At 63.5% G+C, this 26,098-nt stretch carries 22 protein-coding genes; 14 read left to right on the plus strand and 8 right to left on the minus strand.

The window, feature by feature from the left end; translation table 11 throughout:
• Window positions 1–87 precede the first annotated feature (87 nt).
• Window positions 88–1,302 (plus strand): MFS transporter, encoded by a 1,215-nt coding sequence (locus AC3EMP_RS20215; RefSeq protein WP_352536840.1) that lies wholly within the window; start codon window positions 88–90, stop codon window positions 1,300–1,302.
• On the opposite strand, the gene dgcA is transcribed toward AC3EMP_RS20215, so the two are convergent.
• Complete coding sequence (gene dgcA, locus AC3EMP_RS20220) at window positions 1,273–2,256, minus strand: N-acetyl-D-Glu racemase DgcA (protein ID WP_023690143.1); 984 nt, start codon at window positions 2,254–2,256, stop codon at window positions 1,273–1,275. The two genes, AC3EMP_RS20215 and dgcA, sit on opposite strands and share 30 nt — an antisense overlap.
• A 77-nt stretch (window positions 2,257–2,333) precedes the next feature.
• Between dgcA and AC3EMP_RS20225 the strand changes: the two genes are divergently transcribed.
• Genes AC3EMP_RS20225 through AC3EMP_RS20240 form a run of 4 tightly spaced genes read left to right on the plus strand, consistent with a single transcriptional unit; the run spans window position 2,334 to window position 6,408 of the window.
• Complete coding sequence (locus AC3EMP_RS20225) at window positions 2,334–3,521, plus strand: MlaE family ABC transporter permease (protein WP_023708615.1); 1,188 nt, start codon at window positions 2,334–2,336, stop codon at window positions 3,519–3,521.
• Between the two features lies 1 nt (window position 3,522).
• Complete coding sequence (locus tag AC3EMP_RS20230) at window positions 3,523–4,341, plus strand: ABC transporter ATP-binding protein (RefSeq protein WP_488494662.1); 819 nt, start codon at window positions 3,523–3,525, stop codon at window positions 4,339–4,341.
• 14 nt (window positions 4,342–4,355) lie between these two features.
• Entirely contained in the window at window positions 4,356–5,729 is a 1,374-nt protein-coding gene (locus tag AC3EMP_RS20235) for an MlaD family protein (protein WP_023708614.1), read from the plus strand.
• A 37-nt stretch (window positions 5,730–5,766) separates the two neighbouring features.
• Window positions 5,767–6,408 carry an ABC-type transport auxiliary lipoprotein family protein gene (locus AC3EMP_RS20240; protein WP_488494663.1) on the plus strand — a complete coding sequence of 214 codons (642 nt, stop codon included), beginning with the start codon at window positions 5,767–5,769 and terminating at the stop codon, window positions 6,406–6,408.
• Window positions 6,409–6,442: 34 nt separating this feature from the next.
• Here AC3EMP_RS20240 and AC3EMP_RS20245 read toward each other — a convergent pair whose 3' ends face one another.
• Both AC3EMP_RS20245 and AC3EMP_RS20250 read right to left on the minus strand, forming a co-directional pair.
• Window positions 6,443–7,195, minus strand: a complete 753-nt coding sequence (locus AC3EMP_RS20245; RefSeq protein WP_245261339.1) for an RNA ligase family protein — start codon at window positions 7,193–7,195, stop codon at window positions 6,443–6,445.
• A gap of 6 nt (window positions 7,196–7,201) precedes the next feature.
• Window positions 7,202–13,411, minus strand: coding sequence for a kinesin (locus AC3EMP_RS20250; RefSeq protein WP_352596352.1), 6,210 nt, complete (start codon window positions 13,409–13,411; stop codon window positions 7,202–7,204).
• 313 nt (window positions 13,412–13,724) lie between these two features.
• Between AC3EMP_RS20250 and AC3EMP_RS20255 the strand changes: the two genes are divergently transcribed.
• The 3 genes from AC3EMP_RS20255 to AC3EMP_RS20265 all read left to right on the plus strand — a co-directional run bounded on the left by AC3EMP_RS20255 (window position 13,725) and on the right by AC3EMP_RS20265 (window position 15,677).
• Window positions 13,725–14,063 carry an Hpt domain-containing protein gene (locus AC3EMP_RS20255; protein ID WP_023688665.1) on the plus strand — a complete coding sequence of 113 codons (339 nt, stop codon included), beginning with the start codon at window positions 13,725–13,727 and terminating at the stop codon, window positions 14,061–14,063.
• 157 nt (window positions 14,064–14,220) lie between these two features.
• Window positions 14,221–14,541: a 2Fe-2S iron-sulfur cluster-binding protein gene (locus AC3EMP_RS20260; protein WP_023673507.1), complete on the plus strand. Its 321-nt coding sequence runs from the start codon at window positions 14,221–14,223 to the stop codon at window positions 14,539–14,541.
• Between the two features lie 104 nt (window positions 14,542–14,645).
• Window positions 14,646–15,677 carry an NAD(P)/FAD-dependent oxidoreductase gene (locus tag AC3EMP_RS20265; RefSeq protein ID WP_352711975.1) on the plus strand — a complete coding sequence of 344 codons (1,032 nt, stop codon included), beginning with the start codon at window positions 14,646–14,648 and terminating at the stop codon, window positions 15,675–15,677.
• A gap of 20 nt (window positions 15,678–15,697) precedes the next feature.
• Here the strand turns inward: AC3EMP_RS20265 and AC3EMP_RS20270 are convergent, their stop codons facing one another.
• Entirely contained in the window at window positions 15,698–17,182 is a 1,485-nt protein-coding gene (locus AC3EMP_RS20270) for an MDR family MFS transporter (RefSeq protein ID WP_023685984.1), read from the minus strand.
• Between the two features lie 231 nt (window positions 17,183–17,413).
• Complete coding sequence (locus AC3EMP_RS20275) at window positions 17,414–18,034, minus strand: DUF922 domain-containing Zn-dependent protease (protein ID WP_352596355.1); 621 nt, start codon at window positions 18,032–18,034, stop codon at window positions 17,414–17,416.
• 148 nt (window positions 18,035–18,182) lie between these two features.
• Here AC3EMP_RS20275 and folP point away from each other — a divergent pair, with 148 nt between their 5' ends.
• Genes folP through folK form a run of 3 tightly spaced genes read left to right on the plus strand, consistent with a single transcriptional unit; the run spans window position 18,183 to window position 19,907 of the window.
• On the plus strand, window positions 18,183–19,028 hold the full coding sequence (gene folP / locus AC3EMP_RS20280) for a dihydropteroate synthase (RefSeq protein ID WP_023673503.1): 846 nt from the start codon (window positions 18,183–18,185) through the stop codon (window positions 19,026–19,028).
• Window positions 19,029–19,045: 17 nt separating this feature from the next.
• On the plus strand, window positions 19,046–19,405 hold the full coding sequence (gene folB, locus AC3EMP_RS20285; RefSeq protein ID WP_023673502.1) for a dihydroneopterin aldolase: 360 nt from the start codon (window positions 19,046–19,048) through the stop codon (window positions 19,403–19,405).
• On the plus strand, window positions 19,389–19,907 hold the full coding sequence (gene folK / locus AC3EMP_RS20290) for a 2-amino-4-hydroxy-6-hydroxymethyldihydropteridine diphosphokinase (RefSeq protein ID WP_023685987.1): 519 nt from the start codon (window positions 19,389–19,391) through the stop codon (window positions 19,905–19,907). The genes folB and folK overlap by 17 nt, the downstream gene beginning before the upstream one ends.
• On the opposite strand, the gene AC3EMP_RS20295 is transcribed toward folK, so the two are convergent.
• Window positions 19,904–20,452 (minus strand): DUF924 family protein, encoded by a 549-nt coding sequence (locus AC3EMP_RS20295; protein ID WP_023673500.1) that lies wholly within the window; start codon window positions 20,450–20,452, stop codon window positions 19,904–19,906. The genes folK and AC3EMP_RS20295 overlap by 4 nt on opposite strands.
• The gene (locus AC3EMP_RS20300; RefSeq protein WP_023673499.1) at window positions 20,452–22,299 is read right to left on the minus strand and encodes a monovalent cation:proton antiporter-2 (CPA2) family protein; all 1,848 of its coding nucleotides are present in this window, start codon (window positions 22,297–22,299) and stop codon (window positions 20,452–20,454) included. Before AC3EMP_RS20300 ends, AC3EMP_RS20295 begins: the two co-directional genes overlap by 1 nt.
• 160 nt (window positions 22,300–22,459) lie before the next feature.
• On the opposite strand from AC3EMP_RS20300, the gene AC3EMP_RS20305 reads away from it, so the two are divergent.
• From AC3EMP_RS20305 to AC3EMP_RS20315, 3 genes are all read left to right on the plus strand, one after another.
• A complete protein-coding gene (locus AC3EMP_RS20305) occupies window positions 22,460–23,449 on the plus strand; it encodes an AraC family transcriptional regulator (RefSeq protein ID WP_352596358.1) in 990 nt (329 codons plus the stop codon).
• A 59-nt stretch (window positions 23,450–23,508) separates the two neighbouring features.
• Complete coding sequence (locus AC3EMP_RS20310) at window positions 23,509–24,717, plus strand: MFS transporter (RefSeq protein WP_023715852.1); 1,209 nt, start codon at window positions 23,509–23,511, stop codon at window positions 24,715–24,717.
• A gap of 183 nt (window positions 24,718–24,900) precedes the next feature.
• Window positions 24,901–25,167, plus strand: coding sequence for a hypothetical protein (locus tag AC3EMP_RS20315; protein WP_023685989.1), 267 nt, complete (start codon window positions 24,901–24,903; stop codon window positions 25,165–25,167).
• 342 nt (window positions 25,168–25,509) lie between these two features.
• On the opposite strand, the gene AC3EMP_RS20320 is transcribed toward AC3EMP_RS20315, so the two are convergent.
• Window positions 25,510–26,058 (minus strand): hypothetical protein, encoded by a 549-nt coding sequence (locus tag AC3EMP_RS20320; protein WP_023673495.1) that lies wholly within the window; start codon window positions 26,056–26,058, stop codon window positions 25,510–25,512.
• Window positions 26,059–26,098 lie beyond the last annotated feature (40 nt).

The raw sequence follows: 26,098 nt of genomic DNA on the forward strand, positions 1-26,098 counted from the left end.
TGGTCCAGGCAGTTTCGGACCGCTTTCGCGCATGTTAAGGGATCGATCTGCGTTGCAGCCCTTTGTGCAGCGTAATTGGATCGATTCATGTCGCTGCCGCCGCTCTCGCCCAAACAACTCGTCAAGCCGCGCCATTTCGAACTGCGCATGAGCCTGATCTTCGCGACATTATTCATGTCCCTGGGAACGCATGTGCCTTATTTCCCGCTGTGGCTGCATGCCCAGGGTTTCCACGCCGAGCAGATCGCCATCATCCTGGCGGCGCCGATGTTCCTGCGCGTGGTGACGACGCCGCTGCTGACCGCGCTGGCCGACCGGGCGAAGGACAGGGCCGATGTCTATATTGCGCTGGTGGCCGCGACGATGGTGCTTTCCGCCGGCTATTTCCTCACTCCCACCTATGCGGCGGTGCTTGCCGTATCGCTGGCGCTGACGGTGGTGTGGACGCCGCATTCGCCGATCGCCGATTCGCTCGCGCTGTCGGGTGTGCGCCGCTTCGGCTCGAACTACACCGCGATGCGCAAATGGGGCTCGATATCCTATCTCTGCGCCAATGTCGCAGGCGGCTTTATCCTCGCCTGGACGAGCCCGCAGGCCGTGCCGGTAATCATCTTTGCGGCATTGTCTGCCGCGCTCGTCGCCGGATTGCTGGCGCCGCGGCTTGGCCGCCCGCGCCGCGCTTCGCCGCTTTCGGCCGCCGACATCCAGCATCAGGCGCCGAGCCTTCTCAATCCGTATTTCCTGTATTTCACCCTCGGCGTCGGCATCATCACCGCCAGCCATGCCTTCCTCTACGGCTTTGTCTCCATCTACTGGAAATCGGTCGGCATCAGCGATTCCGTCGTTGGCCTGCTGTGGGCCTGGGGCGTAGTGGCCGAGGTCTGCATGTTCGTGTTTTTCAACCGTATTTTTGCCTCGGTCTCGGTCGTCAAGGTGATGCTGATCGCCGGCATCGGCTCCATCGTGCGCTGGATCGCCTTTCCGCTGATCTGGCCACTCGGGCTTGGCGTCGCCGGTTTCTTCGGCGTCCAGACCCTGCATTCGGTGTCGGTGGCGATGGTGTTGATCGGCCTGCAGAAGATGATCGGCGAAACGGTTTCGGAAGAACGCACGGGTGCGGCGCAAGGCATTGCCTATTTCTTCAACGGCTTCTTCATGGCGGCGGTGACGCTGGCGTCCGGCCCGCTTTACGAGCGCTACGGCGTCGACGGCTTCCTGGCGATGATCCCGATCGCCATCGTCGGCCTGGCGCTGATCGGGCTCGCCGCGCGTTCAGCCCCACAGCATCCTGTCAGGCGGTGACACCAGCGACCCCTGGTACACGAGGCCGGGCTGGCGGTCGCGGGCAAGCAGCAGCGGACCGTCGAGGTCGACGAAGTCGGCGCCTTGCGCCAAAAGCACTGCCGGCGCCATCGCCAGCGACGTGCCGACCATGCAGCCGACCATCACGCCGAATCCCAGCTCCCGGGCGCGGTTGCGAAGGGTAAGGGCGGCGGTCAGGCCGCCGGATTTGTCGAGCTTGATGTTGACGGCGTCATAGAGGCCGACAAGCGTTTCGAGGTCCTTCGCCTCGTGGACGCTTTCGTCTGCGCAGATCGGCACCGGATGCGCGATGTGGCGCAGGATGGCATCATGGCCGGCGGGAAGCGGCTGTTCGATCAGGGCTATGCCATGTTCGGCGGCGAAAGCGAGATTCTCGATGATGTTGGCATCGATCCAGCCTTCATTGGCGTCGAGGATGATGCGGCTGTCGGGCGCCGCTTCGGTCACGGCGCGGATGCGGGCCATGTCGTTGTCGCCGCCAATCTTGACCTTGAGCAGCGGCCGCCCGGCATTGGCGCGGGCTTGCGCCGCCATTGCCTCCGGCTCGCCCAGCGACAGCGTGTAGGCCGTCTCCAGCGCCGACAAGGGCACAACGTGGATGGCGTCCGCGACCGCAACGCCGCTGATCTTGGCCTCCAGGTCCCACAAGGCGCAATCGATGGCGTTGCGGGCAGCACCCGCCGGCATCGCATCGAGCAGTTCCTTGCGGCTGATGCCGCCTTCTATCTGCCGGCGCATGGCCTCGATGGCGTCGCGCACCCCCTCCATGGTCTCGCCATAGCGCTTGTAGGGGACGCATTCGCCCCATCCGCGATTGTCCCCATCACTGATCGTGCAGGTAATGACTTCGGCTTCGGTCTTCGACCCGCGCGAGATGGTGAAGGTGCCGGCAATGGGAAAACGCTCGGCCTCAACCGAAATGACACGCGCCATAATTTTCTGCTCCGGCTATGCGACAACGCGTCGTCGGCAAATCGACAGGTACGACCCGTCAGGCTAAACAGGACGCCATGTTGACCATCGGCAAACGCGACGCAAGCGGCAACGCCGCCAAGGAGGCCGACCACCAGCCCCGCGTTGCGGTCGGCGAGGAGGGCGGCGTCCTCGGCTGCGCGTTCTCCGGCATCTGGACGACAACGACAGTGGCGCTGATCGACGCCGAGATGCGCAAGATCGAGCAGCGCAAAGGCTTCCAGACGCTCGCTTTGGATCTTTCCCACATCGAGAAGATGGACACCGCCGGCGCCTGGCTGATCGATCGCCTGGTCAGTGTCTTCGAAAAGAAGGGTGTCGAGATCAAGATGCAGGGGCAAAGCGATGTCGCCTCGATCCTGCTCGGCGCCGTTGGCGAAGCTGTCCGGCGCGAGCCCGAATCGCGCGGCGTCCGGCGCCCCAACATCATCCTCCGCGGGCTGGAGGCGGTCGGCCGCCGCATCTATGAGATGCGCGATGATTTCCTCGCCTCGATGAACATCCTCGGCGCCACCATCGGCGGCGCCCAGATGAAGCTCGGGCGCGGCCATGCCATCAATCCGGCGGCGATCTTCAACCAGATCGATCGCATGGGGGTCGGCGCCATCCCCGTGGTGGTGCTGATGTCGGCGATCGTCGGCGCCATCGTCGCCCAGCAGGGCGCCTACCAGCTCAATTATTTCGGCGCCAACATTTTCGTTGTCGATCTGGTCGGCGTGCTGATCCTGCGCGAACTCGGCGTGCTGATGACCGCCATCATGATCGCCGGCCGCTCCGGCAGCGCCATCACCGCCGAGATCGGCTCGATGAAGATGCGCGAGGAGGTCGACGCGCTGAAGGTCATCGGCCTCAACCCGATCGGCGTGCTGGTGTTTCCGCGCCTGGTGGCGCTGGTGATCGCGCTGCCCTGTCTCACCATCGTCGCCAATTTTGCCGCTCTTGGCGGCGGCATCCTAGCCGCCTGGCTTTATTCCGGTATTGCGCCGACGGCCTTCATCGACCGGCTGCGCGGGGCAATCGATATCAGCACCATCTTCGCCGGGCTGATCAAGGCGCCGTTCATGGCCATGATCATCGGTACCATTGCTTCCGTAGAAGGCATGAAGGTCGGCGGCAGCGCCGAATCGCTGGGTCTGCACGTCACCGCCTCGGTTGTGAAATCGATCTTCGTCGTCATCATCCTCGATGGCCTTTTTGCCATCTTCTACGCATCGATCGAGTTCTGACATGATGCACAGAAACTCAAAGGCGACCAAAGCTGTGCAGGGAATGGAAGAAGACGATATCGTGCTGTCGGTGCGCGATATCACCGTTTCCCTGGACGACAAGCTGATCCTCGACAAACTGGCGCTCGACATCAAGCGCGGCGAAATCCTCGGTTTCGTCGGCGCCTCGGGCGCCGGCAAATCGGTGCTGCTGCGCACGATTCTCGGCCTGCTGCACAAGCAGTCCGGCACGATCAAGCTGTTTGGTCTCGACCTCGAAAAGGCCAGCGACATCGAACGGTTGCGCATCGATATGCGGCTTGGCGTGCTTTTCCAGCACGGCGCCCTGTTTTCGGCGTTGACCGTGCAGGAAAACGTGCAGGTGCCGATGCGCGAATATCTCGATCTGCCGAAGAAACTGATGGACGAGCTGGCCTTGCTCAAGATCGAACTGGTCGGCCTGCCGCCGGACGCCGCGCAAAAATTTCCCTCGGAGCTTTCGGGCGGCATGATCAAGCGCGCCGCCCTGGCGCGGGCGCTGGCGCTCGACCCCGATATCGTCTTCCTCGACGAGCCGACTTCCGGCCTCGACCCGATCAGCGCGTCCGAATTCGACGAACTAGTGGTCAAGCTGCGCGATACGATGGATTTGACGGTCTATATGGTGACGCACGATCTCGACACGCTGTTTACCGCTTGCGACCGCGTGGCGGTGCTCGGCAACAAGAAAATCCTGGTCGAAGGCACGATCGGCGACATGCTGAAAAGCGAAGAACCGTGGGTCAAATCCTATTTCCGCGGAAAACGGGCTCGGCAACTTGATCTTGCCGCGCGCGCATAGACATAAGTGGGGCAATGGAAACCAGAGCCAACTACGTAATTGTCGGCATTTTCACCCTGGCTGCAATCCTGGCGGCGTTCGGGTTCGTCTATTGGACCGCCCAGATCGGTGATCGCGGCGAGACGGCGGAGCTGCGCGTGCGCATTCAGGGTTCGGCCTCCGGCCTCGGCCCCGGCAGTCTGGTGCTGTTCAACGGCGTCAAGGTCGGGGTGGTCAAGCGCGTCTATTTCGACCGCAATGACCCCAATGCCGCCATTGCTACGACCGAGATCGACCAGACAACGCCGCTCACCAAATCGACGCAGGCCGATATCGGCATCGCCAGCCTTGCCGGCCAGGTCAACATCGAATTGAAGGGCGCCGATCCAAAGGAACCAAATCTCCTGGAAGAGGCGGCAAAGGAAGGCAGGACCGCCGAGATCGTCGCCAATCCATCGGCGGTCACCAACCTGCTGCAGACTGCGCAGAATATCTTCACCCGTGCCGACAAGGTGCTTTCCGAACTCGAAGGTTTCACCAGGGATGTGCGCGGGCCGCTGACCCAGACCGTCAAGAACGCCCAGACATTTTCCGATGCGCTGGCCAGGAATGCCGACGGCATCGACAAGTTCCTGACCGCCGTCAGCGCGCTGTCGGATGAGCTGAAGGGTGTTTCCGGCAAGCTCGACGGCACGCTGAAGGCTGCCGAAGGCCTGCTCAATGCCGTCGACAAGGACAAGATCAAGAGCATCGTCGCCAATGTGGACGCCGTCACCGCCAATCTGAAGGAGACCAGCGGACAGCTCGACGGCGTGATCAAGAACGTCGATACCGCGGTCGGCTCGGTCAACGATTTCGCCACGCGCACGCAAGGCACGCTGGCCAAGGTCGACAATGTGCTCGACGGCATCGATCCGGCACAAGTGCGCGTGGCGCTCGCCAACATTCAGAAGGCCAGCGAAAATGCCAACAAGGCCGCCGCCGACATCGCCAAGGTGACCGACAAGTTCGCCGACCGGGCCGACGACATCGACGAGACGATCAAGGACGCCAAACAGCTTGCGTCGCGCCTCAACGATGCCTCGGTGCGCGTCGACGGCATCCTGAAAAGGGTCGATACGCTGCTCGGTTCGGGCCAAGCCGACGGCGTCATGGCCGATGCCAGGGACACGCTGAAGTCGTTCAAGCAGGTCGCCGACACGCTGAACGCCCGGCTTGGCACGATCACCGACAACATCGCGCGCTTCTCGGGCCAGGGCCTGTCGAATGTCGAGGCGCTGGTCCAGGACAGCCGGCGTTCGATCAGTCGCATCGAAGAGGCGGTGACCGATCTCAGCCGCAACCCGCAGCGCATCCTGTCGGGCGGCGACGGTGAGGTCCGGCAGTTCGATGGCAGGGCACGGCGTTGACTTCCGTGCACGCCCGCAGCAATTACATGGACCGCGGATGCGGATTCATCATACGATCCGGGGACAGTGGGGATCACGCGTGACGTTCGGGTTGGGTGGGTATAAATCGGCGGCCGTTTTGCTTGGCCTGACGCTGGCTGGTTGCGCGGCGTTGGGAGGCAAGCCGGCGCCACTCGATACGTTCGAGCTGTCCGCCCCGTCGATCGACGCCCATGGCCACAGCCGCCGCCAGATCCTGATCGCCCAGCCCTCCGCGCTCAAGGCGCTGGACAGCCAGAACATCGTCATCAAGCCGTCAGATCGCTCGATCCAGTATCTCAAGGGCGCGCAATGGGCCGACCGGCTGCCGCTGATCGTGCAGGCGAGGCTCGCCGAAACCTTCCAGCGCTCCGGAAGCTTTGCCGGCGTCGGCAAGCCGGGCGAGGGGCTGGCGATCGACTACCAGGTGATCGTCGAGATCCGCTCCTTCGAAGTCCGCGTCAATGGTGGCGAGCATGCCGAGGTCAATCTCTTCGTGCGCATCCTGAACGACCGCAACGGCGAGGTGCGCGCCTCGAAGAGCTTCACCGCATCCGCTCCCGTCTCGGGCAGCGGCAATCCGGCCTATGTCAGCGCGCTCGACAGCGCCTTCGGCGAGGCGGCGAAGGATATCGTGAGCTGGACGGACTCGGTGATCTGAGCGAACCCGGCGAGGCGCTTGAGACCCAGGAACCTTAGCCGCCTGCCAGACGGTTGGTGACCAGTTCTGCCTTCATCCAGTGGGTTTCACTCTGGACATGTCCTGCCCGTACATATTTGCCCATGCGAATGGGCATGTCTGCCTCAGCAAATGCTTCGGCAACCCTAGCCACAAAGCCTTCTTGCTTGGCCTTATCCAGGGACGCAGCCAGATTATCGAAGAGGTTGGGGCTGAAAGGCCCACGATAGAGCGTGGGAACAGGAGTGATGCCCAGTTCCTCAAACCGGGCCAGGGTCAAATCCCACGGTTGAATCTCGGTCCCGATGATCCATGCAAAGCCAAGAAAAAATGACGGCAGCGCATCATACGCAGCCGAATGTCGGGCATAGAGGTTCTCGCCGACAATCCGTTCATCGTCAGCAAGTTGCGGTGAAACATTTGCTGCAAATGCCTTCAGCCAGTCTCGGGATGGATGATAACGGCTATCGGGACTGCGCGCGTGAGAGCCATCGCGATGAAGGGTTGTGTTCTCTCCATCCATCTTCTCGGTGACCACAAGATCAGCCACCCTTAGTCCTTCAAGCGACGCCATGACCTTGTCGTCGCTGGTGGCTCCGACCGATATCGGCAGATGAAAGGTGCGACCGTATTTCCTCATGCTGGAGGCATAGCTTGCAGCCCATCGCGCCAGCAAGGGCAGCCTGAGTTCTTTGCGCTCGTCATTGTTCGATCCATGACAAACGAAAAAGGCGGGAAATTTCCCGCCTTTTTCATTTTGATGCAGCAATCGTAGCTAGTGCAAACGGCCGCTCGCATGGGCCAGCATGGTGTAGACCTTGCCGGTGTCCGACGTCAGGTAGGTCTGCGCCATGATGTTGTCGCGGTCGTTGCGCGAGACGTCCTTGAGCAGCTTCTCGAAATCGTCGCAGTAGCGGTCGACAGCGGCGCGGAACTCCGCCTCTGCCTGATATTTGCGGCGGATTTCATCGAAGGTTTGCTGGCCCTTGAGCGTGTAGAGGCGGCGCGTGAACACGTCACGCTCGCCGCGCCGGTAGCGGTTCCACAGCTCGATAGAGGCGTCGTGGTCGATCGCCCGGGCGATATCGACCGAGAGCGAGTTGAGCGACTCCATGACATGCAGCGGCGAGCGCTGGGCGGGAGTTGCGCGCGGTGCTTCCGCGGGCGCTGCCGGCCTGGCGACTTCCTCCTCGCGCGATGCCCCGGTCAGGAGATCGCGCACCCACCCGCCTTGCGGCGTGCGGGCGTTGGCGTCGCGCTGGCGCGGTGCTTCGGCAGGGCGTTCGATATCGAGCGTGCCACGCAGGCCGCCGAGCGGCGCCTGCGGAGCAGGGCGCTCCGGCTGTGGCGCCGGCGGCGGGCGGCGTACCGGCTCGGCCGGGCGCTGCACTGGCGCCTGCGGCGCCGGGCGCAGGGCGCGCGGTTCGGCATTGTCGCCGCCGCGTCCCGATTTCGCAACGATGTCCGAAAGTTCCTTGAGCGCGTTGATCTGCTCGGCAACGGCACGGCGGATCGCCGAGGTCGATTCCTTGGCCTCTTCCGGCATCTCGATGACGCCCTTCTTGAGCTCGGCGCGGGTGAGGTCGAGCTCGCTCTTGATCGAGCTTGCGGTGCGCCGCATCTCCTCGGTCGCATCGGCGAACCGGCTGGTTGCCGAATCGACCACTTCCGTTATGGCGATGCGGATCTTGTCGGCTGATGCCAGCGTCTTGCCTTCGGCATTCTGCATCGTCTGGCCGACAAGGTTTTCGAACGAACGCATCACCTTCTCGAGGTCTTCCGACTTCTTGACCAGGCCGACGGCGAGATCTTCGAGCGACGATTGCCGCTCAAGCGTGTGCTCCAGATTGCTCTGCGCCGAGCTCAACAGATCCGAAGCCGAGGACAGCAAGCGGCTGTGCTCGTCGAACTTGGTGGCGATCGAGGCCACTTCGCGCAGGGTCGACGACGACAGTTCGGTAAGCCGCGTCGTGTTCGAATCGACCAGGCGTGCCGAGCTGGCGAAGGTCTGCGCGGCCTTTTCGGTGGTTGCCGCGAAGCTTTGCGTGCTGCCGCTCAGACGTTCGTCAACCTGGCCGAGGTTGATCGCCGCCTGTTCGATCAGCTCACCAAGCTGCGAGCTGGAGACGCTCATGCGGCCGATGAGGTCGGCGACGCTATCGGCGAGCGACGAGCGCGCGCCTTCGACGGCCGACAGCGTTTCGGCGGTGCGGCTGGCGAGCGCGTTGACGAGGGCGGCATTTTCGCTGCGCAGCTTCTCGGTCGCGCGTTCGGTGACCTCTTCCATGCTCTTTTGCAGTTCCGAGCCGCCCTGGGCGAAGCGCTCGACCAGCGGCCGCGCGGTTTCGTCCAGGATCTTCGCCATCTCGGCCGAACGCGCCGCCAGCATCGTGTTGAGCTCGCGGGTATTGGTGCCGATTGTCTTGGCAGCGTCGTTGGTGCTTTGGCCGATGTGCTGGCCGACCGCGGTAAAAGTCTCCGCAATCGTGTTGGCGCGCGAGATCAGCTGAGCTTCTGCGCTGGAAACCTGCTCGTTGAGCTTCTGGCCCATCGTCTCCGTCGTATAAAGAAGGCGGTTCTCGACGTTGGCGACCTGTTCCTCGACGCGCGAAGCTGCGGACGCAACGCTCGCGGCCAGCCGCTCATCGGCGCCGGCAAGAGCCTGCTCCATCTCGCGGGCGTGGACGGCAAGTTCCTGGCCGGTCTGGCGTGCACGTTCGGCAACACGCTGCTCGGTGCTGGCGAAGGCGCCGACGATGTTGTCGGCATGCTCGCCGATCGTCGAAGTGGAGTCGGCGATGCGCGACACCAGGCGGTGATCGGCCTCGTCGAAGATGCGGCTGATCTCGGTGGCGCGGGCTGACAGCGCGTCCGAACCCTCGGCGATGCGCGAGATCAGCTGTTGGTCGGCGGCGTCGAAGATGCGGCCAAGGTCCGAGGCGCGGGCGGCCAGCGCTTCGGCGGATTCGCCGATGCGCATGCTCAGCCGCTGGTCGGCACCCTCGAAGTTACGCAGGATGTCGCCGGCGCGGTCGGCCAGCGACTGCGCCGTCTCGACCGCGCGGGCGACCAGCTTCTGGTCGGCGGCGTCGAACGTGCCGGCGATCTCGCCGGCGCGGGCAGCCAGCCGTCCGGCCGTTTCTTCGGCGCGGGCGAGCAGCGAGTTCGACGTCTCGTCATGCCGGGCAAGCAGCACGCTCGTCGTGTCTTCGGCGCGAGCAAGCAAGGCATTCGTCGTATCCTCGGCGCGAGCAAGCAGGGCGCTCGATGTGTCCTCGGCACGGGCGTGCAGACGGCGATCCGCGTCCTCGAAGGTCCGGGCGATGTCCTCGGCCCGGGCCAAAAGGGCGGCCGAGGTCTGCTCGGCACGCTCGGCGATCTTGCGGTCGGCATCACTGAAGGCAGCACCGGCCTGTTCGTGCAGCGCGCTGGTGACTTCCATCACCTTCTCACGGAGCGCGCCGGCAACGAAGACGGCGCTCTTTTCAAGCACGCTGCGGACATTGTCGACACCCACCGACAACGCGCGCTCCATGGTTCCGGCGCGCTCTTCGATGATGCCGGTCTGCTTGCTGAAGGCCTGCTCGATTTTCTCGACATCGGCAGCGATTGCCGCCGAGATATCGGTGCTTCTGCCGGCAATCTGGTCGATATGGCCCGACAGAGACCGGTCGACGTCCTTGCGTATGTCGGCGAGCTTTGCCAGATCGTCTTCCAGCGCCTGGGTCAACATGTTGCGGCCTTCGGCCAGCTTGCCGACATGGCCGGCGATGATGTCGTCAACCTCACCGCGGCTTGCCGACAGCTTCTGCAGGTCGGCTTCCAGCGCACGTTTCAGGATGTCTCGGCCCTCGGCCAGCTTCTCGACCTGGCCTGCGACCAGTCCGTCGATGCTCGACCGGCTCTCGGCCAGCTTGGCGAGGTCGTCCTCGAGAGCCTTCGACAGCGTCGCGCGATCCCGGACGAGCTTGTCGCTGTGACCCTCGATCAGGCTGTTGACATTTTCCAAATCCGCTTCCAACACCCGTGCGAACTCGCCACGGTTTTCGCTCAGCTTCTGCGACTGGTCGGCAATGGCGCTCCTGATCGCATTGAGATCGGCTTCGAGCGCCCGTGTGAGGATGTCTCGGCCCTCGGCGAGCTTCTCGACCTGTCCGGCGACCAGCCCATCGATGTTGGAGCGGCTCTCCGCCAGCTTGGCGATGTCGTCTTCCAGTGCCTTTGAGAGCGCCGAACGGTCCTGGACGAGCCTGTTTTGATGATCGGCCATGATGCCGCTGACATTGTGCAAATCGTCCTGAAGCGCCTGGGATAGCGTCGAACGATCCTGGACAAGCCGGCTCGAGTGGTCGGTGATCAGGCTGTTCACATTCTGAAGGTCATCCTTAAGCGCCTGGGATAGCGTCGAACGATCCTGAACAAGCCGGTTCGAGTGGTCGGCGATCAGGCTGTTCACATTCTGCAGATCGGCCTCCAGTGCCTTGGAAAGCTGACCGCGCTCTTCCGCCACCTTGTCGGAATGACCCGCGATGGCGCCCTTGATGGTGTTGAGGTCGGCTTCGAGCGCGCGCTTGAGGATATCGCGGCCCTCGGCCAGCTTCTCGACCTGGCCGGCGACCAGCCCGTCGATGCTCGACCGGCTCTCGGCGAGCTTGGCGAGGTCGGCCTCGAGCGTCTGTGACAACAGGCCACGATCGTCGGCAAGCCGGCTCGAATGGTCGGAGAGCAGGCCTCTGATGCCGGACAGGTCGTTCTCCAGCGCCTTGCTGAGTTCGGTGCGGTCCTCGGCCAGTTTCGCCGAGTGGTTCTCGATCACGCCCTTGATGCCGATAATGTCATTTTCGAGCGCCTTGGTCAGGATGGCGCGGCCTTCGGCGATCTTTTCAACCTGGCCGGCGACCAGCCCGTCAATGGAGGCGCGGCTGTCGGCGAGCTTGCCGAGATCGGCTTCCAGGGCGCGCGACAGAATGTTGCGGCCTTCGGCCAGTTTACCGACATGTCCGGCGACCATTTCGTCAATGATCGTACGGGCTTGCACAAGTTTTCCGGAGTCTTCATGCAAAGCCTGGTTGAGCCGGTTGCGGCCTTCTTCAAGCCGCTCGAGATGGCTGCCCAGCGACGCGTCGATGGCGGCGCGCGACTCGTTGACCTTGCGCAGATCCTCTTCCAGGGCGCGCGAGATCAGGTTGCGGCCTTCGGCCAGCTTCTGCACCTGGTTCGTTACGGCCGCATCGATGCCGGCGCGGCCCTCGGCGAACTTCGCCAGGTCCGCCTGCATGGCAGCCGCCATGCGTTCGCGGCTTTCGGACAGCTTGCGGCTGTGGTTTTCGACGGCGTCCTCGATGCCGACACGGGCATCGGCAAGCCGCTGGATGTCGGTGTCGAATGAGCGCGACACGACATGGCGGGCGGCTTCCATGCGGCCGGCGAAATCGCTGGCGCGGGCTTCGAGCATCGACGAGGTCGACGAGACGATGTCGGCCATGTCGGCGCCGATCTGGGTCTTGCCCTGATCGATCATGGCCGACAAATGATCCTTGCTCTCGGCAAAGGTGTGGGCGATCTCGCGGGCGCGCTCGACCAGCGTTTCGTTGATCTGGCGGGCGCGCGCCTCGAGCGCGGCGTTGAGCTTCTGCGTGCCGGTATCGAGTGCTTCGGCGCGGGTCTGAAATTCGCTGATCAGCGCCTGGCCGCGCTCGGCCAGTGTCCGCTCGATGCCGTTCAGGCTGGACTCGAATTCCGAGCTCAGGGTGCGGGCGGCGCCGCCGAGCAGCGACACCATGCCTGTGGTGCGGTCGTCGAGCAGGTCGGTCAGCGACCGGGTCAGGCCGTCTGTGGTGTCCGTCAGCTTGGCGATGCGGGTGTCGAGCAGCGAAGCAAAGGCTTCGCCCGATGTCGACAGCCTGTCGGTGATTGAATCCAGCCGGGTTTCGACGGAATCGAAGATCGACATCGAGCTTTCATTGATGCGGTCAATCAGCGTGTCGCCGGAATTGGTGATCGTCATCGACAGCTTGGTCGACGCGTTGAGGATAGAGTCGCGAATAATGTCGGAGGCGGCGCCGATCTCGTCCTTCAGCGTTTCATGCGCGCCGGTGATCGAGGCGCGCACGCGCTCGGCATGAGTGACGACGGCTTCGCGCTCGCTGCCCAGCCCGTCGACCAGCGACCGGATGCGCGATTCATTCTCCGAATAGGAGCGTTCGATCTGGTTGACCTCGCTGTGGACCAGCGTTTCGAGCTCGACGGCGCGCGCCAGCGTGCGCTCGATGCCTTCGCCCATCGCCGCCACTTCACGGCGAACGGCCTGGCCGATCATCATCACGCGATCCTGGGCGAGGTTTTCCGGCTCCGCCAAGCGGAAAGCCACCTCCGTCATCGACTGCGCGGCAATGCGCATTTCCTGCGCGCGGCGGATCATCGCCGCGAAGGCCCAAAACAGGACGACCGGTATGATTGCCGCGATCGCCAGGCCGATCAGTTCAGGGCGGGCCAGGATTTGATCGAATGTACGAATTTTCCAGATGCTGGGGCCAAACAGCAGATTGGCAAGGCCGCCGGCGCCGGCGATCCAGGCCAGCGACACGAACGCCACGACCCAATAGATCGTGCTCGACGCGCGCCGGTTGAGGCTGTGCAGCAGCGTCTTGTAATCTTTTTGGCGGTCATCGTTTGCCGGCTTGAAGCCGGCTGGCTGGGCGCTGTTGCGCGATTCGACCGGGCGCAGCTCGGCGGGCTTGGCTGCCGGCTTCGCACTCTGGTTTTGTTGGACGGACGCGTTTTGAGCGGGAGCGGGCTTCTGGGGGCGGCCTTCGCGCGCCAGTTCGTCCGCGGCCTGCGATATCTGCGCTTCCAGATCTTCCATCGACGCCGCGATATCGAGATCGCCGCTGCCGTCTCCGCTGAGATCGAGGTCTAGCGCCTTTTCGAGTTCCCTGGCTACGTCGCTGTCGAGAGTTCTGGTCGTCGTTGGTTTCTTCGCCATGCCTTCGCTACCCTGTACTAGCTGCCGAGGGACTTCTTATTTTTGCCTGATTCTGGCTCGTCTTATCCCACGCAGGAGGCTGAAAATGGACCTTCGTATCGTAATGACACACAGGGGTAAAGAAAACATGCATTCCGCGAGATACGTAAAACTTTAAATATAAGGTTAACGACAACGTGATCTAACCGCCTCAACGGCAACAATTTTCCAGCCCATTCATTAACGCGTTGGCGACGGAAATCGCCTAGTTTTTTCGGCGATCGGCACAAGGAGTTTCAAATTGGTACGCGGTGAAAGCGGCATTGCCTTCTCAATGCCGGGCGGCGATGCGTCGGGACCGGCCCGTTCGCGCCCAGTGGATCTGGCCCACCTGGCCCGTCAGACTATGGGGGATCGCGCCCTCGAACAGGAGGTATTGGCGCTGTTCGTACAGCAGGCGCTTTCCGTCCGCGACAGAATAGTCGATGCCGATGTCAGGGAGCGACTGCTTCTGGCGCATGGGCTGAAAGGTTCGGCGCGCGGGGTCGGCGCCTTTGCCATCGCCGACTGCGCCACCTCGATCGAACAGCAGCCGGAAGATGCGCGCATCCTCAAGCGCCTCGGCACCCTGATCGAGGAAGTGCGCGATTTCATCGCCGCCATCAGCCGGTAATGGCTGCCGCTCGGCAGCGGCCACCGGGATGAATCGACGGGGCCAGGGCGTGCTTTGGCCAGCTTTCCGAAAAAACGTCACAAAGCGGCGCTTTCGCGCCGCAGTTGACTTGTCCGGTGGAGTGATTATCTCGGCTGGGACTCCCTTCAGGTGACAAATGACCAAGCTGACCTTCATTGCCCATGACGGCACTCCTTTCGATGTCGAGGCCGAAAACGGCTCGACCGTCATGGAGAATGCGATCCGTAGCGCGGTGCCGGGCATCGAGGCAGAATGCGGCGGCGCCTGCGCCTGCGCGACCTGCCATGTCTATGTCGACGAAGCCTGGACGGCCGAGGTCGGCGAGCCGGAGGCGATGGAAGAGGACATGCTGGACTTTGCCTATGACGTCCAGCCGAACTCGCGCCTGTCCTGCCAGATCAAGGTGCGCGACGCGCTTGACGGCCTCGTCGTGCGCGTGCCGGCTCGCCAGGGTTGATCTCCCGTACCATCTGATTTTTCCCGCCGCCGCTTGGCAGCGGGCCAATGCTCATGCAGTCTCGCGCCAGTTTCGCCCCAGTTTGACAATGAGGCTCGCCTGGCATGACCGATGTAATCAAGACGGACGCACTCATTGTCGGGGCGGGGCCGGTCGGCCTGTTCGCCGTGTTCGAACTCGGCCTCTTCGACATGAAGTGCCATCTGATCGATATCCTCGACCGGCCCGGCGGCCAATGCGCCGAACTCTATCCGGAAAAGCCGATCTACGACATTCCAGGCTGGCCCTCGATCTCGGCGCAAGGGCTGGTCGACAGACTGCTGGAGCAGATTCACCCGTTCAAGCCGGATTTTACCTTCAACCGCATGGTCTCCAGCCTGGAAAAGCTGGACGACGGCTCATTTCGGGTCACCACCGACGAGAACGAGGTGTTCGAAGCCAAGGTGGTGGTGATCGCCGCCGGTGGCGGCTCGTTCCAGCCCAAACGGCCGCCCATTCCCGGCATCGAGGCCTATGAGGGCAGGAGCGTCTTCTATTCGGTGCGCCGTATGGAGGAATTCCGCGGCCACGACCTCGTCATCGTCGGCGGCGGCGATTCCGCACTCGACTGGACGCTGAACCTGCAGCCGGTGGCAAAAAGCGTGACACTGGTCCACCGGCGCGCGGAATTCAGGGCGGCGCCCGACAGCGTCAACAAGATGTATGCCATGCAGGAGATGAAGCAGCTGGAGTTCCGGGTCGGCCATGTGAGCGGCCTGACCGGCGCCGACGGCGAGCTGGCCTCTGCTACCATCAAGGGCGGGCCTGACGGCGACATCGAGGTGCCGTGCACGCGCATGCTGCCGTTCTTCGGCCTGACCATGAAGCTCGGCCCGATCGCCGAATGGGGGCTCAACCTTCATGAGAACCTCATCCCGGTCGATACCGAGAAATTCCAGACTTCGGTGCCAGGCATCTTTGCCGTCGGCGACATCAACTGGTACCCAGGCAAGCTGAAGCTGATCCTGTCGGGTTTTCACGAGGTGGCGCTGATGGCGCAGGCCGCCAAGCGCATCATCAGCCCCGGTGAGCGCATCGTCTTCCAGTACACGACGTCGTCGACCAGCCTGCAGAAGAAGCTCGGCGTCGTGGAGTAGGTCCTACAGGGCTTTCCGAATCACTCCACCAGAACGACTGGCGCCTCGGCGTCGTCGCGGCCGCGCAGTGACTTCTCCGGCATCAGCGCCAGCGTCATCAGCGCCAGCACGAGCGTGACGGCCGCGGCAAGGAAGATCATCATGAAGGGCGTCGCCGAGACGATCTGTCCGGCAGCCGGCGCGCCTTCGCCGGCAAGCGGCAGGCCATAGCCGAGCGCGACCGCGCCGAGCATGGCGACGCCGAGCGCGCTGCCCAGCGAACGCAGGAAGGTCAGCACGCCGGTGGCAACGCCGAGATGCGCGCGGTCGACGGCGTTCTGCACCGATACGGTGGCGACCGGGAAGGTGGTGCCGCTTCCAAGGCCGATGCAGATGGTCAAGAGCTCGACCACCAGCAGCGAGGCGCGGCCGGCGACCAGGCTGAGCACGCCAAGACAGATAATGGCGAAGAGAACGCCGACCATGGCGATACGCTTGTAGTGGAAGAAGCGCGGTATCGTGCGGCCGCTGAAGGTCGCGCCGGCGACCGTTCCGAGCAGCAGGCCGAGCATGGCAAGGCCCGACTGGCTGACCGACAGGCCGATGATCGACTGCAGATAGACCGGCAGGTACACCGACAGGCCGATATTGGCGGCCTGCAGCAGGAACATCGACGCCGTGCCGGCAAGCACGATCGGATTGCTCAGCACTTCAAGCGAAATCAGCGGCTCGGCCGCACGCATCAGCCTGAGCGCGAACGCACCCCAGAAGACCGCCGAACAGGCGAGCAGGCCGACGATCTCGCGGGAGACCCATGGATAGGCGCTGCCGCCCCAGTTGAGGGCCAAAAGCAGCAATGCCGTCGCCACCACCAGAAGCAGCGCGCCCGGCGCGTCGATGCGATGCCGCTTTGCGGCGACCGGCAGTTTGCGCAGCGGCTTGTTGATGATGGCCATGGCCAAGATGCCGAGCGGGATATTGATCCAGAAGATCAGCGACCAATGCAGATGTTCGGCAAATCCGCCGCCGAGCAAAGGCCCGGCGATGCTGGCGACAGCCCAGGTGCCCGAAATCCAGGCGGCATAACGCGCGCGTTCACGCGGCGGCACGAGGTCGCCGATGACGATCTGCGCCAGGGCGAACAGGCCGCCGCCGCCCGCACCCTGGATCGCCCGGCCGACAACCAACACGAACATGTTGGGGGCCATGGCGCTGACCAGCGATCCCAGAAGGAAGATCAGGATCGCCGCATAGACGGTCGGCCGGCGGCCATAGACGTCGGAAATCTTGCCGTAGAGCGGCGCCATGGCCGTCGCCGTCAGGAGATAGCCGGTCACGATCCACGGCAGGTAGTCGGCATGGCCGAGCGAACGCCCGATGGTCGGCATGGCCGGCGCGACGATTGTCTGGTCGAGCGCCGCCAACAGCATCGACAAAAGGATGCCGGCGATGATGACGTTCTTCTCGCTTTCCGTCAGCGGTGCGGCGGGAGGCAGCCTAGCCGGCTTGTCGACAGCTTGGTCCATATCATTTCATCCATAAAGTTTGAGAGCGATTGCGCGGCGCCAAATGGCCGCTCCGCTACGCGCCGCCTCAATTGGTCTTGATCTGGTGTTTCGAAGCTCGCGCCTTGCCAGCCTGACATATCTTGCGAGCCTGACATATGTCGTCCCGTATAGGCCGATTTCGACCTATGCCCGAAAATTTTCTGGGGCTGGCCTCATGTTTCGGCAGAATTGGCTTGGTATCGCCGTGTTTCAGCCGGGCGGAAGCTGGCCGTTCTCGACGCGCTGCATGCGGTAGCGCAGCAGCCGCAGGATGCGGCTTTCGAAATTCACGCCTTCCACGCGGTCGAAGCGCAATTGGTCCTGGTCATGCCTGGCGAGTTCGGCCGCGGTGATCTGCGCCGCCTTCGCCTTTGCCCCGGCGCAGGTCTTTTGCGCAAAGCTCGCGTTCAGCGCGTCTTCGAGCAGACGGCCGTGGTTCTTGGCGATCTCGACATGACGCTCCTCATGGCGCTTGATGTCGGCCGACAGGGTGTCCCAGAACAGCCTGACATCGGGATCGGCCTTGCGCGGCCTGCGCCACTCCGGAAGGATGACCTTGACCTTGACGGTAACGGCGGCCTTGGCGATGCGGCAGGTGTCTGCGGTTTGCGCGTAGCTGATGCGGGTGGTGAACGCCATCTGGGTGGCGCCTGGATGCCGCATCCCGGTGCTTTTCACCTCGGGTCCATGCTTCGACAATTGCGTCTCGATGTCATCGAGCGTGCTGCCGCCGATGGCAAAATAGCTGTAGGTCTTCACCAGATTGGCAGCATTCGCCGGCAGGACGGTCAAAGCCAGGATCAGGGCGCAGAGCAGGGGTCGTTTCATCATGTTGCCTCTTCACTCACCTTGCTTTACGGCCGTTGCCGGCGCAACGGAATTGATCTTCCACCGATCACGCATCGTTGATGGATTGCAAGCGCTCGATGAGCCACATGCCAATGAGCCACATGCCAATGAGACACATGGTTGAAGGACAATGACGACAAGGCGATGGCAACTGGCGCATAAGTGCCATCTCGACCTTGGCGAGAAAGCCATTGTGGTCGGCATTCTCAACGTCACGCCCGACAGTTTTTCGGATGGCGGACTGTTCATCACGCCTGACCAGGCGGTGGCGCAGGCGCACCGCATGGTGGAAGAAGGCGCCGCCGTCGTCGATATCGGCGGGGAATCGACGCGCCCCGGCGCCTCGCCCGTGACGCCTGAAGAAGAGCAGGCCCGCATCCTGCCGGTCATCGCCGCGCTCGCCAGTTCAGGCGAAGCCCTGATTTCGGTCGACACCTATCGCGAGGAAACCGCGCGCCTCGCCGTCGCCGCCGGCGCGCATATCGTCAACGATGTCTGGGGCTTGCAGCGTGAACCCGGCATCGCCCGCGTCGCCGCCGAGACCGGCGCCGGACTGGTCATCATGCATACCGGGCGCGGGCGGCAAAAACTGCCCGACGTCATCGCCGACCAGTTTTTGTTCCTCAAGGCTTCGCTGGAAGTCGCCAGGCGCAGCGGCGTTGCGGACGATCATATCGTACTCGATGCCGGCTTCGGCTTCGCCAAGGAGACGGCTGAGGAAAACCTCGACCTGATGGCGCGGTTTTCCGAGCTTAAGGAGCTCGGTTTTCCCTTGATGGCCGGCACCTCCAGAAAACGCTTCATCGGCACCGTCACCGGCCGCGAAGCCGGCGCGCGCGCCGCCGGGACGGTAGCCACCAGTGTCATTCTGAGGCTGAAGGGCGCCGATCTGTTTCGCGTCCACGATGTCGCAATCAACGTGGACGCACTGGCGGTCGCCGATGCTATGCTGGCGCGCGAAAAGCCAGGACGCTGAGCCCAGGACACTAAGAAATGTACGTCATCCGCATGAAGAACTGCGCCTTCTTTGCCCGGCACGGCGTGCTGGATGAGGAAGAGGCGCTTGGCCAGCGTTTTTATGTCGATGCCGAGTTGACGGTCGAGCCCAGCCGCCCGCTGGAGGATGATTCCATCGAGGACACCGTCAATTACGGCATCGCCTTCACGGTGATTGAAAAGATCGTCACTGGACATCGCCGCTTCCTGATCGAGGCGCTGGCGCTCGAAGTGGCGAAGGCGCTGACTTCACGGTTCCCGCAGATCAGGAAGGCCGAGATCACCGTGCGCAAGCCCAACGCACCGGTGCCCGGCGTGCTCGATTATGTCGAGGTGACCGTTGTCTGGCCAGAGTAACAATAACACGGTCTATCTCAGCCTTGGCGGCAATCTTGGCGATCCCTCGGCCTCGATGGCGGCGGCGCTGCGCCTGCTCGACGCCGACGAGAGCACGCGCGTCGTCGCCGTCTCCTCACTTTACCGCACGCCGCCCTGGGGCAAGCTCGACCAGCCGGATTTCCTCAACGCCGCTGCCGAAATCTCGACCTCGCTGGCGCCAAGGGCGCTGCTCGACCTCTGCCTCGAGGCCGAGCGCAAGCTGAAGCGGGTGCGCGAGGAGCGCTGGGGTCCGCGCCTGATCGACATCGACATATTGGTGTTCGGCGACCGCACAATCCACGAAACCGGGCTGGAGGTGCCGCATCCCCGAATGGTGGAGCGCGCCTTCGTGCTGGCGCCCTTGGCAGAGATCGCGCCGGATCTGGCGGTGGGCGGCAGGAGCGTGACCGAGCGGCTCAGCGCCGTCGATACGTCAGGCATAGAGCGGCTGGCTTCCGGCCGCGATTGGTGGCTGGGTTAACCGGAGAAGCCGCCGCCATCGAGAAATGCCTGTTCGTCCGCCGTCGTCTCGCGGCCAAGCATCTTGTTCCTGTGCGGAAAGCGGCCGAAGCGCTGGATGATGTCGCGGTGCTCGATGGCGTATTTCACATACTCCGGCGCCCTGGCGGTGGTGAGCTCGACCGATCTGTCCTGGTCGGCGGGCAGTTCCGAATGTTCGTAGGGCAGGTACAGGAAGACGCGCAGGTTTTCTTCCAGCGAAAGGTCATGGCCGGCCGCAATCGCCTTGGCGGCAAAGTGCCGTGCCAGCGGATCGGTGGCGTACATATGGCCTGAGCCGCGAAAGCAGTTGCGCGGAAACTGGTCGAGCAGGATCATCAGCGCCAGCGAACCCTCGGCATGCTCCGACCATGCGTCGCACTCGCGCCGCGCGGCGGCAAAGTGCAGGTCGAGAAACCTGCTGCGGAAATCCGCGTCGAAGACGTCGTTCTTCTCGAACCACGCGTCTTCGCCGGCCTCGCGCCAGAATTTGGTGACGGCGAGCGCGCGCTCATCCGATGCGGTCATCAGCTTTCCCCCTGATCGGCGGGCTCGGGCTTGTGCAGCACGCCGGCCGTCTCTTCGTTCAGCGCCTGGCCGGGCCGGCGCGGTTGCGTCAGCGGCGTCGGGATCGGCGTGCCGGTATTGCCCCTGAGGAAACGTTGCCCGGCGCGGACGCCTTCGGCCAGCTGCGTCTCCAGTCGGGCATTGTCGCGCCGTCGCACATCCTCGATGACATCGGCGACATCTTCCGGCTCGACGCCCAAAACCTCGAGCGCGGAACCGCCGAAGACGAGGGCCGATTCGAAGGTCTCGCGCAGCTGGAAGTCGACCCCGGCGCGGATGAGCGACAGCGCGGTGCCACGATCGAAGGCACGCGCCAGGACAGTCAGCAGCGGGAACTCCGCCTTGATCAGTTCCGCCATGCGCACGGCGGCGTCCGGCTTGTCGACGCAGATCAGCACGGCGCGGGCGCGGCCTGCACCTGCGGCGCGCAGAATGTCGAGCCGCGTGCCGTCGCCATAATAGACCTTGAAGCCGAAATCGGCGGCCGCCTGGATCATTTCGACATCATTGTCGATGATCGACACGTCGATGCCGCGCAACAAAAGCGGCTGGCTGGCGATCTGGCCGAAACGGCCGAAGCCGATGACCAGCACACTGCCGGTAAGGCCGTCGGCGATGTCGACGCCTTCAAGCGACTGCTCGTCGCGCGGCGTCACATATTTGAGCGCAATGATGGCCAGCGGCGTCAGCACCATGGAGATGATGATGATCGCGGTCAGCGTTGCGTTGGCCCGGCTGTCGATGATGCCAACCGCCGCCGCGGCCGAATAGAGGACGAAGGCGAATTCGCCGCCTTGCGCCATGATCACGGCGCGTTCCAGCGCTTCACGATGACCGCTCTTCAGCAAGCGGGCGACGAGGTAGATGCCGAGCGCATTCATCGCCATGTAGGCGACGACATAGACGGCGATCAGCCGCCAGTTGTCGGCCACCACATGTAGGTCGAGCGACATGCCGACGGCGAGGAAGAAAAGGCCAAGCAGGATGCCGCGGAATGGCTCGACGTCGGCCTCCAGCTGGTGGCGGAAGGTCGATTCCGACAACAGCACGCCGGCGAGGAAGGCGCCCATCGCCATCGAGAGGCCGGAAAGCTGCATGACCAGCGCCGACCCCAGCACGACCAGAAGGGCTGCCGCCGTCATGACTTCGCGCGCCTTGGCGTCGGCCAGGATGCGGAAGAACGGGTTGAGCAGATAGCGGCCGGCCACCACCAGCCCGACGATGGCGCCAAGACCGATGCCGATTTCGGTCAGCCTTTGCTGCAGGGTCATCTCGCTGCCGCCCGGCGCCAGGAAGGCGACCAGCGCCAGAAGCGGCACGATTGCCAGATCCTCGAGCAGCAGGATGGACACGATGCGCTGGCCCTTGGGGCTGGCCATCTCGCCACGCTCTTCCAGAAGCTGCATGACGATCGCCGTCGAGGTCAGGACAAAGCCGGCGCCGGCAACGAAGGATTGCGCGATCGGAAAGCCGCCGGCGAGACCAACACCGGTGAGCAGCAAGGCGCAGACGCCGACCTGCAGCGCGCCGAGGCCGAAAATCTCGCGGCGCAGGCCCCATAGCCGCGACGGCTGCATCTCCAGCCCGATGATGAACAGGAACATGACCACGCCGAGTTCGGCGACATGCAGGATGGCTTCCGATTCGGAAAAAATGCCAATACCGAACGGGCCGATGACCACGCCCGCGGCGAGATAGCCTAGGATCGAGCCCAGCCCCATGCGTTTGAAGATCGGAACGGCGACGACGCCTGCGGCAAGCAGCGCCACCACCTGAATGAGATCGCTGCCCGATGCTTCCGCTGCCATGCCTCTTGTCCCTGTGTCCGACAGCACTCCTTGCATGCACCGGGAGCGGGAGGCAAGGGCGGGAAGCCTGCCAGGATGGGTAGGGTGCCGTGGCAGCGATTCCCCGGTGGAACAACAGTCTGCGCTTGCCTGTCGGACGGCCGGTATCTATATCTGACAAATGCCTGATTATTCGTCCCGGCCGTCGCCGCTGCCACATATCCCGATGGATGCGCTCAGCGAAGTTCTGCAAGACTTTCGCTTGAGTGGCGTCAACTATGGCCGCTGCGAACTCCGGCACCCATGGAGCATAGACTTTCCGCAACAACAACTGCTTCGTTTTCACTTTGTCGGCCATGGTCCATGCTGGATTCACACCGAAGCGCAAGGCTGGCAGGAGTTGCGCGATGGCGATCTGGTGCTGCTGCCGCAAGGCATCGCCCATCGGCTGGCGAGTGCGCCGGACGTGGTGGGCGATTCGCTCGAGGGCTGCCAGGTGATCAAGTTGGGCGGCAACGTTTGCGAAGTGATACGGCAGGGAACGGGCGCGACAAGCACCCTTTTCTGCGGCTCCATGTCTCTCGGCTCCTATGCGCTCAATCCGTTGATCACGTTGATGCCGCCTCTCATCAAGGGTTGCGACGTGGCCGGCAATGACCCGATGGTCGGCCCTTTGCTGGCGGCCATGACGGTGGAGGCCGCGCAACCGCAGATGGGCAGCGCCACCATCCTGTCGCGTATGGCGGATTTGCTGACAGCCAGGCTCATCCGGTGCTGGGTCAATTGCAACGGCGCATCGACCACCGGTTGGCTCGCAGCCATCCGCGACCCCCATATAGGCCGCGCTCTGGCGGCCATGCACCGCGACCCCGGCCACAACTGGACGCTGGGAAGCCTCGCCGGCGTGGCAGGCCAATCGCGTTCGATTTTCGCCGAGCGCTTCAGCGCGGTATTGGGGGAGGGTGCCGCACATTATCTCGCCCGCCTGCGAATGCAGCTTGCCCGCGAATTGCTGGGCCAAAACGGCTTGTCGGTTGCCGAAGTCGCTACCCGTTTGGGCTATGATTCCGAGGCGTCCTTCGCCCGCGCGTTCAAGCGCATCACCAATGTCTCGCCAGGCGTTGTGCGTCGCACAATTCCCGGACGAATGGATATGAATTTCGGATTTTAAGGTACATAACATCCGGGCGGACTCGCCTATCTAAGATCTCCAACTGTGGAGATCTTTCCGTGACGGACACAACATTACAGCTTGAAGACGCCGCAATCGGCCTTGATGCCGATGCACCAGCCGCGTGGAGCGCGGCCACATGGTTTGCGGTCCTATCATTGGCGGCCACCAGCTTTGCCCTGGTGTCAGCCGAGTTCTTGCCGGCAGGTCTGTTGACGCCGATGGCGCGCGATCTCGGCATCAGCGAGGGAACTGCCGGACAGGTCGTCACCGCCACCGCTTCCGTTGGCGCCGTGACGGCCATGTTGAGCAATGTTCTCATCGGCCGATTGAACCGCAAGGCGGTGCTGGTTGGCCTCATGGCCCTGGCGGTCGGTTCCAATATTCTTGCGGCGCTGGCGCCCAATTTCTGGCTGCTGTTGCTGGGCCGGGCCGGGTTGGGGATCGCTCTTAGCGCTTTCTGGGCACTTTCCGTTGCCGTCGTGGCGCGGCTGGTCGGCGCCAATGCGACAGGTCGCGGCATGGCGATCGTGACCCTCGGCGTCTCGCTCGCGACCATTGCCGCGCCGTCGATGGGTGCGTTGATCAGTGACTGGCTGGGATGGCGCAGCGCGATGGCCATGACGGCGGGGCTGGCCGCGCTTGCCATGCTGCTGCAGCTTCTCAGCCTGCCGACCTTGCCTGCGGCGGCAAGCAACAGCCTTGCAGACGTCTTTCGGCTGACACGGCGGCGTGGCATCCAACTCGGCATGCTTGCCATTGTTCTGCTGATGACCGGGCATTTTGCCGGCTCGGTCTATGTGCGCCCGTTCCTCGAACAGGTGACGCTCCTCACAACCGGGCCGATTGCCCTGGCGCTGCTCGGGTTCGGCATCGCCGCTGTGATCGGCAATATTGCCGGTGGCCGCCTGGCCGACACCAACATCCACATGGCCCTCGCAGTTACCGCCGCGTTGATGGCGTTTGCGGCACTCGCTTTGGTGCTTTGGGGCGCGCAAACCGGCGTTGCCTTCGGCTTTGTTACGCTGTGGGGCTTCGCCTTCGGCATGGCGCCGGTGGTGCTGCCGACCAATATGTCTCGCGCGGCATCTGATGCGCTGGAAGCAGCAGGCAGCCTGATGGTCACTTCCTTCCAGGTTGCCATCACCGTCGGTGCGGTTGTCGGCGGCTATGTCGTGGACACCTATGGCGCTACGGGACCTTTGACCCTAACCGCCGTCCTTGCCGCGGCGACGGCCGCACTGGCGCTGCTGCAGCCTCGTGGCTGAAACCTCGCTTCGTCTGACACGGGCGGCCTCAATCAGGCCGTCCGCGCCGTTGCAGCAGCGCTGCACAGGTTTATGCGCCGCACACGTTGCGTTTTGCCGCAATCGGCGGCTATGGGACGCCAGGCTTCGGCCGTTGGAAGGCAGCGACGATCAAGTTCTGCCTTCGTGAGGAGAATGACTGACATGAAGAAGTTTTTGCTCGTCGGCGTGGGTGTCGCCATGCTTGCCGCATCGGCCTGTTCGAAGGCGCCTGAATGCACGCAGGAAATCGCGGCCAAGAAGGCGCAGGAAATGACCGCCGCGCTGCAGGAAGCGATCACCAAGGATCCGACCAAGGCCGCCGACCTGACCGCCAAGGTGCAGGCTGTGACGACCAAATATCAGGGCGCCACCACGCCGGCCGACGCCTGCAAGGCCTATGACGATCTGACGGCCGCCATCAAGGGCTGATTCTTCGTTCGGAAATTGAGGAAGGCGGTGGCTCGAGTAGCCGCCGCCTTTTTTGCTGGTGTTCTTAAAGCGCATCGCGCTGACACGGAGGACCGCCGGCACGCACAGGACCATGACACGTTGGCCTTGCTGTGGCTTGGGCCATCGGAGACGCTGACATCGTCGGTTGCGCGCCACATGTCCGGTCGCGGCAGAAAGGTGCCGCCCGAGCGGCCCGTGCTTGAGGAGCGCCAACCTGGCCGCAAGGTGGCGTGTCCTTCCCGACATCGAGCTGAGCGGAACAGCTCAGCTAACGCGCAGTGCAACCCCGTTCCGCGCTTTTTTCGGGGAACCGCTTGAGAGTCAGTTTTTGGCGATGGAGCCGACTTCGACGGCGTCGACGCGCTTGAGGCTCATGCCGATGACCGGCACCAGCTGCTGGTCGACGCGCACGGCGATGGTCACCGTCATCGAATTGTCGTCGGGAATGCGGGCCTGCATGACGCCGCGCAGCTGGTTGCGGTTGATGGTGAAGACGACTTTGCGGGCATCGACCACGTTGCCGCCGATGATGTCCAGGCCCGACCCCGCGGCGCCGCCCATGAAATTGCCCTTGTAGTCGCGGCCCTTGCGCTCGACGGTCGCCGACATTTTCTGGGTGAAGACACCGACGCGGCAGTCGCCATCGAGCGTCATGCCGGTCTTGTTGTCCGGCGTCGAGCCGTCGAAGCTGCAGGTGAACTTCGTGCCCTTGTATTTGCCGGCGATGATTTCGCCCGGGCCGACCCATTTGCCTTCAACGGTGCGGAAGAACTGCTTGTCGGGCTCCGCTGCAAAGGCTTTCCCGGTCGGGCCCAGAGGTGCTGCAAGCGCGACCAGGGGCAGGACGCAGGACAAGATTACGCTTTTCATAGACGACACCCGGCAACAAGGAGGCTGTTGTTGGACGACC

It is taken from the genome of Mesorhizobium sp. P160219, assembly GCF_057786095.1.

Coding starts and splice junctions, on each gene's coding strand:
- AC3EMP_RS20255 (WP_023688665.1), top strand. CDS start 13,725: ATGCCGGGCGGCGATGCGTCGGGACCGGCCCGTTCGCGCCCAGTGGAT.
- AC3EMP_RS20270 (WP_023685984.1), bottom strand. CDS start 17,182: ATGGACCAAGCTGTCGACAAGCCGGCTAGGCTGCCTCCCGCCGCACCG.
- folP (WP_023673503.1), top strand. CDS start 18,183: ATGACGACAAGGCGATGGCAACTGGCGCATAAGTGCCATCTCGACCTT.
- AC3EMP_RS20235 (WP_023708614.1), top strand. CDS start 4,356: ATGGAAACCAGAGCCAACTACGTAATTGTCGGCATTTTCACCCTGGCT.
- AC3EMP_RS20305 (WP_352596358.1), top strand. CDS start 22,460: ATGCCTGATTATTCGTCCCGGCCGTCGCCGCTGCCACATATCCCGATG.
- AC3EMP_RS20240 (WP_488494663.1), top strand. CDS start 5,767: ATGCGGATTCATCATACGATCCGGGGACAGTGGGGATCACGCGTGACG.
- AC3EMP_RS20275 (WP_352596355.1), bottom strand. CDS start 18,034: ATGATGAAACGACCCCTGCTCTGCGCCCTGATCCTGGCTTTGACCGTC.
- AC3EMP_RS20295 (WP_023673500.1), bottom strand. CDS start 20,452: ATGACCGCATCGGATGAGCGCGCGCTCGCCGTCACCAAATTCTGGCGC.
- AC3EMP_RS20215 (WP_352536840.1), top strand. CDS start 88: ATGTCGCTGCCGCCGCTCTCGCCCAAACAACTCGTCAAGCCGCGCCAT.
- AC3EMP_RS20300 (WP_023673499.1), bottom strand. CDS start 22,299: ATGGCAGCGGAAGCATCGGGCAGCGATCTCATTCAGGTGGTGGCGCTG.
- AC3EMP_RS20250 (WP_352596352.1), bottom strand. CDS start 13,411: ATGGCGAAGAAACCAACGACGACCAGAACTCTCGACAGCGACGTAGCC.
- dgcA (WP_023690143.1), bottom strand. CDS start 2,256: ATGGCGCGTGTCATTTCGGTTGAGGCCGAGCGTTTTCCCATTGCCGGC.
- AC3EMP_RS20225 (WP_023708615.1), top strand. CDS start 2,334: ATGTTGACCATCGGCAAACGCGACGCAAGCGGCAACGCCGCCAAGGAG.
- folB (WP_023673502.1), top strand. CDS start 19,046: ATGTACGTCATCCGCATGAAGAACTGCGCCTTCTTTGCCCGGCACGGC.
- AC3EMP_RS20315 (WP_023685989.1), top strand. CDS start 24,901: ATGAAGAAGTTTTTGCTCGTCGGCGTGGGTGTCGCCATGCTTGCCGCA.
- AC3EMP_RS20265 (WP_352711975.1), top strand. CDS start 14,646: ATGACCGATGTAATCAAGACGGACGCACTCATTGTCGGGGCGGGGCCG.
- AC3EMP_RS20260 (WP_023673507.1), top strand. CDS start 14,221: ATGACCAAGCTGACCTTCATTGCCCATGACGGCACTCCTTTCGATGTC.
- AC3EMP_RS20230 (WP_488494662.1), top strand. CDS start 3,523: ATGATGCACAGAAACTCAAAGGCGACCAAAGCTGTGCAGGGAATGGAA.
- AC3EMP_RS20320 (WP_023673495.1), bottom strand. CDS start 26,058: ATGAAAAGCGTAATCTTGTCCTGCGTCCTGCCCCTGGTCGCGCTTGCA.